Genomic DNA, 15180 nt, shown 5'->3' with positions numbered 1-15180 from the left:
GGCCTCCAACCATGTTTTGCACAAAACGGTACATTACATAAACGATAATTGTCAACCATGTTTTGCACAAAACAGAGGCAGTTCCATTTTTCACTTAAATACTCAGTCCAACCTTATATTGCAAATAGCCAATTAATTGAATCTCACCCGGTAAATGCTGTGGATCAAGAGGGGTTATTGCCGACAAATGCTTGAGTAATTGCTTGGTAACCCATTGGGGATTTTTATACTGATGCCCACCGTGAACAATACGATGCCCGATAGCTTTAACTGAGCTGATATCGATATTTTTATAGACCCAATCTATCAACACCTCAACAGCCTGCTGATAATTGTCAGCCTTGATATCTACAGTAGACTCTTCTGCTTGAATCGAGTTTGTGACGCACAACTTGGCGGCAGGCAATCCCAGTCCTGTGAGCTTGCCGAATAAAATGGGAGTAAGCGATTCAGTTACGTTATACAACGTAAATTTGATACTGGATGAACCGCCGTTGATAGTCAGTAAATACGTTTTATCTTTGGGCATAATCGATCCATAAGATTAAATTCGATCATGCCCACACTAAAACGCTTTGTATAGCCGGGAAGAAGATTACTGAAGCTATTGTTGATTTAGATCAGGAGAAAACTGCCATAAATTAAATTGTCTTAACCACCATTAGCAGGCAGCTGAGACAAATATTAAATTTTCCGCCAACTGGTTTTGCCTGCTGAATCTTCCAGCACAATTCCCATCGCCGTCAGCTCATCACGAACTTGATCTGCGCGGCCCCAATCTTTTGCCGCACGAGCTGCATTTCTGTCAGCAATCAACTGTTCGATTTTACCGGTTTCATCTTGTTGGCCACCGGTCAGGAAGGCCTCTGCAGATTGCTGGAATAATCCAAGCACATCGCCAAATGCTAATAATAACCCAGCCAGATAAGCTGATTTTTTCTCATCATTTTCTTCACGGGCTATGTTTAACGCCTGACGCACATCTGCCAGAACAGATAATGCCAGCGCCGTATTAAAGTCATCATCCATCGCTTCACGAAAACGTGGGGCAAACTCTAAATCATCCTGCCAGATAACGGTTTCAGCTGTGACATCGCGCAAAGAATGATAAAACCTGGTTAAGGCTGTTTTAGCCTGCTCCAGCTGATCTTCTGCATAATTCAAAGGACTACGGTAATGACTCATTAAGATGAAATAACGTACTGCTTCTGCTGGATATTTCGCCAATACCTCACGCACAGTAAAGAAATTACCCAAGGATTTGGACATCTTTTCATCATCAATCCGGACAAAGCCATTGTGCATCCAGTAGTTCACACTCTGGCAACCATGTGCGCCTTCAGATTGAGCGATTTCATTTTCATGATGTGGAAACTGCAGATCCTGTCCACCGCCATGAATATCAAAATGATGACCCAGGCATTCAGCTGACATCGCTGAACATTCAATATGCCAGCCCGGACGACCCGGCCCCCATGGCGAATCCCATGCTGGTTCTTCAGGTTTTGCAGCTTTCCATAAAACAAAATCCAGTGGATCGGTTTTGGCTTCATTTACAGCGATTCGTTCGCCCGCGCGTAAATCATCTATCTGTCGACCAGACAGTTTGCCGTAATCAGCAAATTCACTGACATCATAATAGACATCGCCGTTATCAGCGGCATAGGCCAGGCCTTTATCGATCAAAGTCTGAATCATATTGAGCATAGGCTGCATAGCTTCGGTGGCACGAGGCTCAAGATCTGGTCTTAGTACACCTAAAGCATCTGCATCAGCATGCATTTCATTGATATAGCGATCGGTCAACGTCTGAATTGTTTCGCCGTTTTCCGCTGCCCGTTTAATGATCTTGTCATCTATATCGGTGATATTACGGATGTAGGTCACGTCATAGCCACTGGCCCGCAGGTAACGCGTCACTACATCAAACACCACCATCACCCGCGCATGACCGACATGACAGAGATCGTAAACCGTCATGCCGCAGACATACATTTTAACTTTGCCTGGCTCTATCGGTTTAAAGACTTCTTTCTGCTTGGATAAAGTATTGTGAAGTTTTAACATTTTTTATTTATCTGAAGTATCTTTTAAGCCAATGGTCAGATTGAATACCGGCGTATCAGCGGTGTGATCATAACGATCACTGACAAAATAGCCTTCTCGTTCAAACTGGAAAACAGTTTCCGGTTCACAATTCACAATGGCCGGTTCGGCAATTGCTTTAATGACCTTTAACGAATCGGGGTTCACATCATCAAGATAGTTACCCGTTGCTTTTCCGGGTGCTTCCGCCAAAAACAATCTGTCGTATAAACGCAACTCGACTTCTTTGCCTTCTGTGGCTGAAACCCAGTGAATCACGCCACGTGGTTTCATCTCAGGGGGCGGATTTTGGCCGACAGTATCGGGCACTAATGAGGCAATCACTTCAATGATTTCACCGTTATCATCCTTGATAACATCATCAGCCTTAATGACATAAGCACCACGTAACCGCACATAATCACCAATCACCAGACGCTTGAACTTTTTCCGGCTCAGACTGGTGTCTTCGGTAAAGTCGCTGGCATCAATAAAAATTTCTTTGGTGAACGGCAATGCACGCTGTCCCATGGCTTCCTGTTGCGGATGGTTCGCGACTTCCAGCCATTCAACGCTTTCAGCAGCATTAGAGATGGTCACCTTCAGAGGAGTCAAAACACACATGGCACGTGCTGCGTTTTCATTTAAATCTTTGCGGATCTCAAATTCCAGCTGGGCAATATCAACAATACCATCTGTTTTGGCCACGGCCAGATCGTCACAAAAAGCGCGCAACGCCGCAGCCGTATAACCGCGCCGTCTCATACCTGAAATGGTTGGCATTCTGGGATCATTCCAGCCAGCAACTATTTGCTCATCGACCAGTTGTTTTAAATTGCGCTTACTGGTCACCGTATAGTTCAGATTGAGACGGCCAAACTCATACTGCTTTGGTTTTGAAGGAACGGGCAGATTTGCAATAAACCACTCATACAACGGACGATGGTCCTGAAATTCCAGCGTACAGATACTGTGGGTGACGCCTTCAATTGCATCGCCTTGCCCGTGGGCAAAATCATAACTGGGATAAATACACCATTTGTCACCGGTTTGATGGTGCGATTTCTTGCGAATACGATAAAGAATCGGATCACGCAGGTTCATATTGGGCGAAGCCATATCGATTTTTGCGCGCAACACACAAAAACCTTCAGCAAAATCGCCTTGCCGCATTTTTTCAAATAAAGTGAGATTTTCTTCTACGCTGCGATCACGAAATGGCGATTCTTTACCCGGCTTGGTCGCCCAGCCACGGTATTCACTGGCTTGTTCAGCGGTGAGATCACAAACATAGGCTTTGCCTTGCTTGATCAGATGGACAGCCCAATCATAAAACTGCTCAAAATAGCTTGATGCATAACGTACGTCACCCGCCCACTTAAAGCCCAGCCACTGGACATCTTCCATGATGGCTTCAATGTATTCCTGCTCTTCTTTGGCTGGATTAGTATCATCAAAGCGTAAATGACAATCACCGCCGAATTCCTCAGCCAAACCGAAGTTCAGGCAAATAGACTTGGCATGACCAATATGCAAGTATCCATTGGGCTCAGGGGGAAAGCGAGTAACGACTTTTCCGGCGACCCTGCCAGAATCAATATCTTCCTGAATAATGGGACGTATAAAATTATGATTGGCAGCAGATTCTGACATAGTGAATGTTTACAGTTAAATGTGAACGCGCATTATACGCTGTCAGCAGCGTCGGGTGACAGTGCTGTTTAGGTATGTTGGATCTGAAAAGGTCTTTAATTGTCTTCACCTGAATTGCTTTGATGCTCTATCATGATGGTTTTTGCAATTTTTGGACAAGCTACCATGAAATTACTCTATCGCCATCTGGCCCCCCTGTTTTTTGCTTCGTTTTCGCTGGCTGCCCACGCGGAAGGCGGCGGCGCACAACCCAAAGTGAAACTCAGCACTAATCATGGCGATATTGTTATCGCACTGAATGCTGATAAAGCACCGGAAACCGTTAAAAACTTTATTCAATATGTTGAATCCGGTTTTTACGATGGCACTATTTTCCATCGTGTCATTGAAAATTTTATGATCCAGGGTGGTGGGTTTGATGAATCCTTCAAACAAAAGAAAACCGAAGCGTCCATCCAAAATGAAGCCGATAACGGCTTGAGCAATAAGAAAGGCACTGTCGCGATGGCGCGGACAGGTGATCCGCATTCTGCTACGGCACAGTTTTTTATTAATACCAAAGACAATGACTTTCTGGATCATCGCGATAAAACCATGCAGGACTGGGGTTATGCTGTGTTTGGTGAAGTCATTGAAGGTATGGATGTGGTCGATGCGATTCGCAAAGTAAAAACTACTATGCGTGGTGGTCATCAGGATGTTCCTGCAGAAGCTGTAGTCATTGAAAAAGCGTTTGTGGTCGAATAATTGATCCTTCAAATTCAATGAAAACCCTGTTTATTTCAGATTTGCATCTTAGTCCTGACCAGCCGGAGCTTATCCGGCTGGCCACTGATTTTGTTGCCCAGCAGGTTAATGTCGATGCGTTTTATATAGTTGGAGATATTTTTAATACCTGGTTGGGAGATGATTTAGTCCCGACTGAGTTTGATCCATTTATTCAGGCATTACAAAATCTTCAGCAGCAAGGCAGCAAAATTTATCTGATGGTTGGCAATCGGGATTTTATGCTGGGTAAAGATTTTGCCAGACGGGTGGGCGGTACCTTACTGGATGATCCGGTCATGATTGATGTATACGGACATAAAATCTTATTAATGCATGGGGACAGTTTGTGCACTGATGATGTGAGTTATCAACGTTACCGAAAAGTGGTGCGTAACCGCTGGTTACAAAAACTATTCCTGGCAATGCCCTTAACGGTTCGCCAAGGAATTTCCGATAAAATCAAAGCCAAAAGCAAACAGCAGAAGCAGTACAAGCAAGCTCAGATTATGGATGTTAATCCTGCATCTGTCAGACAGGTAATGCAGCAATACAATGCGACTCTACTGCTGCACGGTCACACTCACCGTCCCGCTATTCATACACTGCAATCTTCGCAAAATAATTCAAACTATCGAATCGTATTAGGGGATTGGCAACCTGATGCGAGTTATATTGAAATTACCCCTGAGAAAATACGCTTAGTCGATAAACGTTTGTCTGAGGGGCAATCTATACTCTCACTCAATTAGCCGAGATATTCATCCAGAATTTCACGCAATTTCTGCGGTGGCACATATCCGGGTAACATCTGACCATCTTCAAGGAAGATTGCCGGCGTACCACGCACTCCCAACTTGCTACCAATTTCAAACTGCTCGGCGACAGGATTGTTTTCACAGAGAGATGTTTTTTTCACTTCGCGCTGGGCTTTTGCATCCGTCATGGCTTTCTGCTGATCCTTGGCACACCAGACTTCAATTAATTTATTAGCTGATTCGGATTCTGCCCCCGCCCGAGGATAAGCCATATAACGAATGGTGATTCCCAAATCATTGTAGTCTTTGACCTGACGATGCAACTCACGGCAATAGCCACAATCAACATCGGTAAATACGGTAACAGTGTAGTCCGGCTTTTTGGCGGCAAAAATAATCAGATCATCTTCATCTACACGATCCAGTAAAGCCTTTTTCACTTCAATACGCCGTGCTTCTGTAATGTTTTCACGCGTTTCCAACGCCAGTAAATCACCTTGAATCAAAAATTGACCATCTGCTGTGAAGTAATAAATACGATCATCAATGACTGCTTCATATAAACCACTTTTGCCAACTGGTGATAGTGATTGCAATTGCATATCAGGTAATTGTTTATTAAGTTCAGCTTTGAGTTCTGTCATCTCATCTGCATGCGCCAGACTCATGCAAAGCAATAACGGCAACCATACCAATCGGCTTAAATTCATTTATTGGTTCTCTTAATCTCGAAAATTATTGAATTGCAACGGCATATCAATCGAATCATGACTTTTCAACAGTGCCATAACCTGTTGCAAATCATCACGTTTTTTGCCGGTTACTCTGACACTATCGCCCTGTACTGCTGCCTGAACTTTAATTTTGCTTTCTTTAATCAGTTTGACGATGGTGCGTGATAGATCTTTTTCGATGCCTTCACGAACCAGCACATCCTGCTTTCGCATCTTGCCATAACCCACAGGATCCTTAAGTTCAAGACAACTGATATCAATACCACGTTTCACCAGTTTCATTCTAAGAATATCGAGCAACTGATCTAATTGAAAATCACTGTTGGCAAACATGGTCAGTGTTTTGTCTGACTGCTCGACTTTGGCATCGGTTCCGCGGAAATCAAAGCGATTATCCAGTTCACGGTTTGCCTGATCAACCGCATTGGTCAGTTCATGCTTGTCTACTTCAGAAACAATATCAAATGAGGGCATCTAGCTTCTCCCAATCAAATTAAATTTTAGCCGGACAGTTTACCATCAGCTTTCATGGCAGCGGAAAATCAACCACGTGGATGATGCTGATTATGCATTTGCTGGAGTCTGGCTTTGGCAACATGGGTATAAATTTGGGTAGTGGATAAATCAGCATGGCCAAGTAAAAGCTGAACCACTCGTAAATCTGCTCCATGATTCAGCAAATGGGTGGCGAAAGCATGTCGTAACGTGTGTGGAGAAAGCGGCTTATCAATCAGCGCCAGTTTGGCGTAACGTTTGATAATGTACCAGAATGCCTGTCGGGTCATTGAATGTCCCCGCCGGGTCGGAAATAAATCATCCGTCACTTGACCTTGTAATAACTGAGGTCGACTTTCAAGCAAATACAATTGCAACCAGTCCAATGCCGTTTCGCCTAAAGGGACCAATCTTTCCTTATTGCCTTTACCAATGCAGCGTATTAAGCCCTGACGCATATTGAGTTGTTCAAAGGTTAAAGCCACCAGTTCAGATACCCGTAAGCCAGTGGCATAAAGTACTTCCAACATCGTTCTGTCGCGCATACCCAAGGCTGTCTCAGTATCTGGTTGCGCTAACAGATTGATAACATCTTCTTCTGACAAGCTTCCCGGCAATGATTTACCCAATCTCGGAGACTCAAGCATTGCGGTAGGATCTGAATCACGAATGGCTTCACGACATAAATAGCGGTAAAAACGGCGAAGGCTGGATAACAGGCGTGCATCGCTGCGTACCTTTTTACCCTCTCGCATTCGTTGCTGAAGATAGCGCTGAATATGTTCACGTTGCGCATTGGCCAATGTCACATCAAACGGCTGCAACCAACTGGCAAAAGCCACTAAATCATGTTGATAGGCCGTTACTGTATTATCGCTAAGCCCTGATTCAAGCCATAAAGAATCAAGAAAACTCTGTAAATGACGTTCGTGTTTATCAACAGCTTGTTTCATTGAATTGCTTCAGTTTGACTATAGTGCATGTCGATTTAACCGCATAAAAAAAGGACAAAGCTGAAAATCAACTTTGTCCCTTTTTCTGTAATAACGGATCAATCGATCCGCTGAATTACAATTTTTCTTTAATACGTGCCGCTTTACCAGTCAAATCACGCAAGTAGTAAAGTTTCGCACGGCGAACGTCACCACGGCGTTTCAATTCAACACTGGCGATGGTTGGGCTGTGAGCCTGGAAAACACGCTCAACACCAACACCGTTAGAGATTTTGCGAACAGTGAAAGCTGAATGCAAACCACGGTTACGTTTAGCGATAACAACGCCTTCAAAAGCCTGTTCACGTTCACGCTCACCTTCTTTAATACGAACCTTGACAACAACTGTGTCACCGGCAGAAAAATCCGGAATATCGGTTCTTAATTGTTCAGCGTTAAGCTGATCGATAATGTTACTCATTGTTTGCTCCCAACTAATCCTGCCCGCGCTCGGCAATAAATTCTTCCAATAAAGCAGCCTGTTCTGTTGATAATGTCATCGATTCCAACAAATCAGGTCGCCGTAACCATGTTCGTCCTAAGGACTGTTTGAGGCGCCACTGACGTATTGCCTCATGATTTCCACCTAACAGTACGGCTGGTACTGTCTGGCCATTTAACTGTTCCGGGCGGGTGTAATGTGGATGGTCCAGCAGACCACTCATAAACGAATCCTGCTCAGCAGATTCGGCATCACCCAACACCCCGGGTAATAAACGGGCAATACCATCAATCATCACCATGGCTGCCAGCTCACCCCCACTGAGGACATAGTCACCTATCGACCATTCCTCATCAATTTCCTGTTCAACCAGTCGCTCATCAATACCTTCGTAGCGACCGGCCAGCAAAATCATCGATCCACGTTTGGCCATTTCGCCTAACGCGTGCTGATTCAGCTTTTGTCCCTGTGGTGATAAATAAATGACTTTCACATCATCACCAAGTTGTTGTTTTGCTGTTTTAATCGCATCCAACAAAGGACTGACTTTCATTACCATTCCGGGACCACCACCATAAGGTCGGTCATCCACGGTTTGATGTTTGTCGGTTGTAAACTCTCGCGGGTTTAAATAACTCAGGCTTAATCTGCCCTGTTTTACCGCCCTGCCGGTTACACCATATTCTGTTATCGCCGCAAACATCTCCGGAAACAATGAGATTACTGACAGCTTCATTTTAGTTCATCAAAGATAGTCAGCTTGCCAATCGACCTGAATCTGCTTGTTTTCCAAATCAACTTTTAAAACAGTTCGATCCAGAACAAACGGAATCAGATACTCCGTATCTGGCTCTGTTCCACTTACCACCAGAACATCATTTGCACCTGTTTCTAACAGATGATCAACGATTCCCAGTTTTTCATTTTCAGCATTAATAACTGTCAGGCCAACCAAGTCAGCCCAGTAAAACTCATCTTCATCAGTTTCCAGCAATTGTGAACGTTTTATCGCCAGTTCTGAACCAATCAATGTCATGGCCTGATTTCGGTCAGTGACCTTCTCCAGACTCATCACAACCGCCTTACCCTGTAACTGACCACCATTCACTTCGATTGGTATCCAATCTCCATGACGATGCACATAAAGCGGTTTATATTCCAGAATGTTGTCGCGAGGGTCGGTATATGAAAAAACTTTAACCCAACCCTTTACGCCGAAAACACCTGATATTTTCCCTACCGGGATGTATTCGCTGGCATCAGCCATCACGAGACTCCCGGATAGAAATTAAGCAGACTTTTGTGCTTGCTTGATCAGCTGGGCAACACGCTCAGAGGTTTGTGCACCTTGGCTGATCCAATGTTTAACGCGCTCTAAATCAATGCGTAGCTCTTCTTCCTGGCCTTTAGCAATCGGGTTAAAGAACCCCAGACGCTCGATGTAACGACCATCACGTTTACTACGTGAATCTGTTACGACAATGCCGTAAAAAGGACGCTTTTTTGCGCCGCCGCGTGTCATTCTGATTGTTACCATAAACCTACCCGTTGAAAATCTGGATGGAAAAATAGAGTTATTTTACGCACTTATCCAAGGTTTGCAAAGCTGTAAATGCGATTGTGTTAAAAAGGCATGCCACCGCCGCCCATTGGCAGTTTTCCACCAAGGCCGCGCATCATTTTAGCCATACCACCTTTCTGTCCCATTTTCTTCATCATTTTCTGCATTTGTGAGAACTGTTTCAGTAGGCGGTTAACATCCTGGATCTGTGTGCCAGAGCCAGCTGCAATACGTTTTTTCCTGGAGCCTTTGATTAATTCAGGACGACGCCGCTCTTTCGGAGTCATTGAATTGATCATCGCTTCCATTCTGACCAGTTCTTTATCATTGGCCTGATTTTTAACGGCATCTGGAATTTGTCCCATTCCAGGCAACTTATCCATCAATGTGCCAATGCCGCCCATTTTGCTCATTTGCTGTAGTTGATCGCGAAAATCTTCAAGGTCAAAACCTTTGCCTTTCTTGAGTTTGTTAGCGAGTTTTTCAGCTGAGTCGGTATCAATTTTGCGTTGTGCTTCTTCGACCAGAGAAAGTACGTCGCCCATTCCCAAAATTCGCGAAACAATACGATCAGGATGAAACACTTCCAGCGCAGTAGTCTTTTCACCGACCCCCATAAATTTAATGGGCTTACCGGTGATATGCCGAATGGATAAGGCCGCACCACCTCGTGCATCACCATCGGTTTTAGTCAGAATCACACCGGTCAGTGGCAATGCTTCATTAAATGCCTTGGCGGTATTTGCCGCATCCTGACCAGTCATGCTATCAACTGTAAATAAGGTTTCAGTTGGATTAATTGCTGCGTGGATGCGTTTAATTTCGCCCATCATGTCGTCATCAATGTGCAGCCGACCAGCCGTATCAATAATGACTACATCAACATATTCTAGTTTTGCTTGTGCCACTGCAGCCTGAGCGATTGCTACCGGATCCTGACTGGCATCACTGGGAAAAAACTTGGCTTCAACATCACTTGCCAACGTTTTAAGCTGCTCAATCGCGGCTGGACGATAAACGTCAGCACTGGCGACCATCACCGATTTTTTTTGTCTTTCTTTCAGAAAACGGGCCAGTTTGGCCACACTGGTTGTTTTACCGGCACCTTGTAAGCCTGCCATCAAAATAACAACCGGCGGCTGACTATTCAGATTAAGACTATTGTCTTCATCGCCCATAACGGCGACCAGTTCGTCGTTAACTATTTTGACGAAAACCTGGCCAGGACTGAGGCTGCGCATCACATCCTGTCCCATTGCCCGTTCTTTTACTCTTTCAATAAATTCACGAACAACCGCTAAAGCAACGTCGGCTTCAAGCAGAGCCATACGTACTTCACGTAAAGTTTCTTTAATATTATCTTCGGTGATTCGACCCTGACCACGTAATTTTTTGAGGCTGCCGGCGAGTCTGTCACTTAGGCTGTCAAACATAATGTATCCTGCATCGTTTCGTTACTGAAAAATCAGTACTATTTGGATAGGGTCTGTTTATTTTCAGAAGCATATGAAAGTTAAACAGACTCTAGATATTGCATTATAACTGATATGATATCCGGTGAAGCAGTTTACCGTTTATGATTAAGCTTGAAGGTTTAACTGGATAATCATTATTGGAACTTAAGGATCTCCCCTCATGGCCATTGCCAACGCATTAGCCTTTCTACTGTATTTAAGTAGCAGCGTTATTTTGATCCGAGACTTTGTCAAACGCGATCATAACGCCAATAAACTTGCCTTACCGATAGGCATATTGACCACTTTAGCGCTGTTATTTCATGCTGCAGATATTTATTTCACCATGAAATTTGCTCAAGGCTGGGATCTCAGTCTGATGAGCATGTTATCTATCGCAGCCTGGTTAATGGCATTTATCGCGATGTTAGCCGGTTTGCGATCTCCCGTAGCCCATCCTGGAATTGTAGTATATCCACTGGTCGCCTTATGTTTAATGTTCAGGGTCGAGGCTCCGGGTAGTAGCCAACAAACTCTTAGTGATCCCGCTTTGGAATGGCATATTTTATTATCACTTACAGCATATGCTCTGCTGGCACTTGCTGCTATGCAATCGATCATCCTGGCGATTCAGGAAAAACAGTTACGTAATAAACATGCCGGCGGCTGGGTCCGTAAACTGCCTCCACTGCAGACAATGGAAAAGACATTATTTCAATTACTTTATGCCGGCTTCATTTTACTGACGTTGGGTCTGATTACTGGATTTCTGTTTGTTGATAATTTCGTCGCTCAGCATCTGGCCCATAAAACCGTTTTTTCAATTATCGCCTGGCTGGTTTTTGCAGGATTGCTATGGGGCCGTAAACAGTATGGCTGGCGAAGCCAGACAGCGGTTAAATGGACTTTATCCGGTTTTGGTTTTTTATTGCTGGCATATGTTGGCAGCAAACTTGTTATTGAATTTTTGATTAAAAGTTAACTGATGGAAGATATTTCTTTAATTGGCCTGTTTATAATTCTGTTTTGTCTATTAGTGTTGTCGGCGTTTTTTTCAAGTTCCGAAACAGCATTGATGTCATTAAATCGCTATCGATTAAAACATCTTGCTCAACAAGGACATCGCGGCGCAATGATTGCCAGCAGTTTGCTAGCCAGACCTGACCGTTTGATTGGCCTCATCCTGCTGGGCAATAACTTTGTGAATATTTTTGCCTCAGCTATTGCTACCGTCATTGGAATTAAACTGCTGGGTGAGAACGGTATTGTGGTAGCAACCTTCACCTTAACGTTGGTCATCTTGTTATTTGCTGAGGTCACCCCCAAAACGCTTGCAGCCTTACACCCCGAGCGAGTCGCTTACCCTGCCAGTTTTGTATTAAAGCCATTATTATTCTTTTTGTATCCCTTGGTATGGTTTACCAGTGCGATTACTAACCGATTGCTGAGCCTATTTGGTGTGTCTCGTGAAGATGCGACGTCTACGGCTATTAACATAGAAGAATTAAGGGTGGCGCTGATGGAAGCAGGCAGTATGATCCCAAACCGCCACAAAGATATGCTAATGAGCATTCTGGATCTGGAGCAGGTTACGGTAAACGATGTAATGGTGCCGCGTAATGAAATTGAAGGTATCGACATCAATCAGCCATTTGCTGAAATTGTAAAGCAGCTTTCACATTGTGGTTACACCAGGTTGCCAGTCTACCGCGACAGTATGGATAACATTGTTGGTATCTTGCATGTACGCAAGGCATTAAATCTGATGACTCAGGACAACCTGAATCAACAAACCTTTGAGAGTATTGTAAAAGAAGCTTATTTCGTTCCAGAGGACACACCTCTGAATACTCAGCTGATTCAGTTTCAGCGTAAATTGCGTCGCACAGGTCTTGTAGTGGATGAATACGGCGATTTACTGGGTTTGATTACATTAGAAGATATTTTTCGGGAGATTGTGGGGGAGTTTACCGCCAATACCATTGATGATGAAAAGGAAATTCATCCACAAAGTGATGGCAGTTATCTGATTAATGGCTCAGCCAATATCCGTGAATTGAATCGAACACTGGATTGGCTATTACCAACCGATGGTCCTAAAACGATCAACGGCCTGGTGCTGGAACATCTGGAAAGCATTCCTGATCCCGGGGTAAGTTTGCGTATTGATGATTACATTATCGAGGTGATTCAAACCGCAGATAATGCCATCAGAACTGTGCGACTACGGCAATTGCAGCCTTCCAAACCAACAGCTGAGACGGAGCAAAGTTAAATTGGCTAATCTGCAGATACGATGCTTCGGCTTCACTGACGCAGATCATCAACAGCTGCAAGCCCTGTTATCGCAGTACAACTCATCATTAAACCACCAATGGCAAATAAGTCGTTTAGGTCATGCTGTTTTGTATTTTTATAACGTTGATAACGCGGAAGGTTTAAAAAGCTGGCAGCAACGTGATGTCGAACTGCTGAATATATACTGTAGCCGGCGCAAAACCACTCATCAGCAAAACTTGCTGCAGATAAAATTACCCTTAACCAGCAGTAATTTATTTTCCCTGTTCGCTTTTGCTGAAAGACATTTTGCTCAATCAAGAAAATTATCCGCTAAAGGGTTTCATTTTCTGCAATCACCGGCAAAAGTGATTAATCCCCGTTTATTCAGTATGTGGCTTGGTAATGCTCTCTTACGTAACCAGTCCAAACCAGCTGCCGATCTCCCCAAACTAAATTTATTGATCTCTGTCGTAACGGATGAACGACGAGGTGACATTATTACTGATCCTGCTTTATTAAAAACCTGGTTATCCCAACTTACCGATGATTTATCTCAACGCCTGTCAATTTTGTTAGCAAATCTGCAGGCAATCAAACATCACCATATCTCTGAAACTCGACAGATAAATCTTTTGGATGTCTATTTCCACGAACTCAAACGTCTTTTACTGACCCGTGACAGCAAAGTTATCGCCGCAGAGTCCAGCCTGAAAAGACCCGCTCAAAAAAACCTGAGCAATTTCAGTCAGACCATACGCTGCCTCGCTGAGTTATATTTCAACCTGGCTGACAAACATTATCAACGTGGTGAACGGCCTGCAAATTCCCCCCGTTTTCTATTCTGTTTGAATCGTGGCAGCGAATTAATTTCGTTACAGATTCTGCATGCTTATCTGTATTACAGAGCTGCACCAAAGGATTGCTGGTTACAATTAAACCAATTATTGATATATCTTGAAAAGGCAAAAGCTCTGCAGCAGGAGCCGGATGTTTCGCCACTTGGCAGCAGTGATAATTTTGAGCATATATATAAGCGTATTGCACTAACAGCCATTGCAGATCCCTACAGCTTGTCTAAATACTCCGTCATTCGCCTTTACTCAATGATAGCGGAGGTCGTTAATAAGGCTGTGATTACCGATATCCCCCCTCAACAACAAGTTCTGGAAAATGCTTTTTTATTAACCGGATATTTTTGTGTTGAAGCAGAACAAGATCAAGCGCCAAAAGCCTTGTCGAAAACACCACAATTAACACGCCAGGCGTCTGATAACCGCATGCTACAAACTCAGGATGTTTTAACCATCCTCGGACAAAAACTTATTCTATCCAACAAGCGGGAAAATGCTTTGGATTTGCAACTGATTCGACAGGTAATGCCCCAACTTGCAGCCAATTACCAACGACAATCCCCCAGAAAACAGTTAATTGATAACGGTTCTGTAGAAATCGTCCACGGTTACGACAATATTGTGGATTTTCTTAATGGGGCTTCCAGTAACAGCATGCAGGCAAAAGTGCTGAACGACTCCGAACATGGCAGCTTATTGCTTATTAATAAATGCGAAGACACGATTGATGTAAACGAACTGGTTTTACTGAAACTGCAAAATAAATTGCAATTAGCAACTATTTGCTGGTTCTGTAACGATTGGCAGAACAACGCTCAGGCAGGTCTAAGCTTAATAGAAGGTACGCCGGAAGTTGTAACCTGCCAGCCAATACCCGGAAATTTCCTCTATCCAGGGATACAACTCAACACACAGCCCCCGGCACTTATTACCCAAAAAGGGGTCTTTAGTCCTAAACGCCAACTGACAATATCTAACTCCAAAGAGGCTTCAATCAATGCTGAAACCAAAGACCTGTTTTCAGCGACATTGGACTATGAACGTTTCACCTATATTGTCAAAGCCGGTTCATAAACCCTGTCAAATGACTTATCATCTTGGCAATACACC

Annotated in this window: 16 protein-coding genes; 5 read left to right on the top strand and 11 right to left on the bottom strand. The window is 43.9% G+C overall.

Annotation, left to right across the window (positions count from 1 at the left end; translation table 11 throughout):
* Positions 1-94: 94 nt before the first annotated feature.
* The 3 genes from B3S93_RS02075 to B3S93_RS02065 form a co-directional block, all read right to left on the bottom strand.
* Complete coding sequence (locus B3S93_RS02075; protein WP_292403952.1) at positions 95-529, bottom strand: hypothetical protein; 435 nt, start codon at positions 527-529, stop codon at positions 95-97.
* 155 nt (positions 530-684) lie between these two features.
* Positions 685-2067, bottom strand: a complete 1383-nt coding sequence (gene cysS, locus B3S93_RS02070; protein WP_292403954.1) for a cysteine--tRNA ligase — start codon at positions 2065-2067, stop codon at positions 685-687.
* 3 nt (positions 2068-2070) lie between these two features.
* A complete protein-coding gene (locus B3S93_RS02065; RefSeq protein ID WP_292403958.1) occupies positions 2071-3738 on the bottom strand; it encodes a glutamine--tRNA ligase/YqeY domain fusion protein in 1668 nt (555 codons plus the stop codon).
* A 165-nt stretch (positions 3739-3903) separates the two neighbouring features.
* On the opposite strand from B3S93_RS02065, the gene B3S93_RS02060 reads away from it, so the two are divergent.
* Positions 3904-4485: a peptidylprolyl isomerase gene (locus B3S93_RS02060; RefSeq protein WP_292403961.1), complete on the top strand. Its 582-nt coding sequence runs from the start codon at positions 3904-3906 to the stop codon at positions 4483-4485.
* Positions 4486-4502: 17 nt separating this feature from the next.
* Positions 4503-5255 carry a UDP-2,3-diacylglucosamine diphosphatase gene (locus tag B3S93_RS02055; RefSeq protein ID WP_292403964.1) on the top strand — a complete coding sequence of 251 codons (753 nt, stop codon included), beginning with the start codon at positions 4503-4505 and terminating at the stop codon, positions 5253-5255.
* Here the strand turns inward: B3S93_RS02055 and B3S93_RS02050 are convergent.
* From B3S93_RS02050 to ffh, 8 genes are all read right to left on the bottom strand, one after another.
* The gene (locus tag B3S93_RS02050) at positions 5252-5971 is read right to left on the bottom strand and encodes a thioredoxin fold domain-containing protein (RefSeq protein WP_292357922.1); all 720 of its coding nucleotides are present in this window, start codon (positions 5969-5971) and stop codon (positions 5252-5254) included. The two genes, B3S93_RS02055 and B3S93_RS02050, sit on opposite strands and share 4 nt — an antisense overlap.
* Positions 5972-5983: 12 nt before the next feature.
* Positions 5984-6469 (bottom strand): YajQ family cyclic di-GMP-binding protein, encoded by a 486-nt coding sequence (locus B3S93_RS02045; RefSeq protein ID WP_014706277.1) that lies wholly within the window; start codon positions 6467-6469, stop codon positions 5984-5986.
* A gap of 68 nt (positions 6470-6537) precedes the next feature.
* The gene (gene xerD / locus B3S93_RS02040; RefSeq protein WP_292357919.1) at positions 6538-7443 is read right to left on the bottom strand and encodes a site-specific tyrosine recombinase XerD; all 906 of its coding nucleotides are present in this window, start codon (positions 7441-7443) and stop codon (positions 6538-6540) included.
* 115 nt (positions 7444-7558) lie between these two features.
* Positions 7559-7903, bottom strand: coding sequence for a 50S ribosomal protein L19 (gene rplS / locus B3S93_RS02035; RefSeq protein WP_292357917.1), 345 nt, complete (start codon positions 7901-7903; stop codon positions 7559-7561).
* A 13-nt stretch (positions 7904-7916) separates the two neighbouring features.
* Positions 7917-8660 carry a tRNA (guanosine(37)-N1)-methyltransferase TrmD gene (gene trmD, locus B3S93_RS02030; protein WP_292357915.1) on the bottom strand — a complete coding sequence of 248 codons (744 nt, stop codon included), beginning with the start codon at positions 8658-8660 and terminating at the stop codon, positions 7917-7919.
* Between the two features lie 9 nt (positions 8661-8669).
* Positions 8670-9191, bottom strand: a complete 522-nt coding sequence (gene rimM, locus B3S93_RS02025) for a ribosome maturation factor RimM (RefSeq protein ID WP_104934432.1) — start codon at positions 9189-9191, stop codon at positions 8670-8672.
* A 21-nt stretch (positions 9192-9212) separates the two neighbouring features.
* Positions 9213-9461 (bottom strand): 30S ribosomal protein S16, encoded by a 249-nt coding sequence (gene rpsP / locus B3S93_RS02020; RefSeq protein WP_292357911.1) that lies wholly within the window; start codon positions 9459-9461, stop codon positions 9213-9215.
* Positions 9462-9547: 86 nt separating this feature from the next.
* Entirely contained in the window at positions 9548-10918 is a 1371-nt protein-coding gene (gene ffh, locus B3S93_RS02015) for a signal recognition particle protein (RefSeq protein WP_292403966.1), read from the bottom strand.
* A 202-nt stretch (positions 10919-11120) separates the two neighbouring features.
* On the opposite strand from ffh, the gene B3S93_RS02010 reads away from it, so the two are divergent.
* Genes B3S93_RS02010 through B3S93_RS02000 form a run of 3 tightly spaced genes read left to right on the top strand, consistent with a single transcriptional unit; the run spans position 11121 to position 15144 of the window.
* Complete coding sequence (locus B3S93_RS02010) at positions 11121-11921, top strand: cytochrome C assembly family protein (protein WP_292357907.1); 801 nt, start codon at positions 11121-11123, stop codon at positions 11919-11921.
* A complete protein-coding gene (locus tag B3S93_RS02005; protein WP_292358136.1) occupies positions 11922-13214 on the top strand; it encodes an HlyC/CorC family transporter in 1293 nt (430 codons plus the stop codon). It abuts the gene before it with no gap.
* A gap of 1 nt (position 13215) precedes the next feature.
* Positions 13216-15144: a hypothetical protein gene (locus B3S93_RS02000; RefSeq protein ID WP_292357905.1), complete on the top strand. Its 1929-nt coding sequence runs from the start codon at positions 13216-13218 to the stop codon at positions 15142-15144.
* Positions 15145-15180: the final 36 nt, after the last annotated feature.

The sequence above is a fragment of the Methylophaga sp. UBA3613 genome (genome assembly GCF_002375415.1).
Taxonomy (GTDB): Bacteria; Pseudomonadota; Gammaproteobacteria; order Nitrosococcales; family Methylophagaceae; genus Methylophaga.
This window is presented reverse-complemented; position numbering and strand designations above follow the sequence as displayed.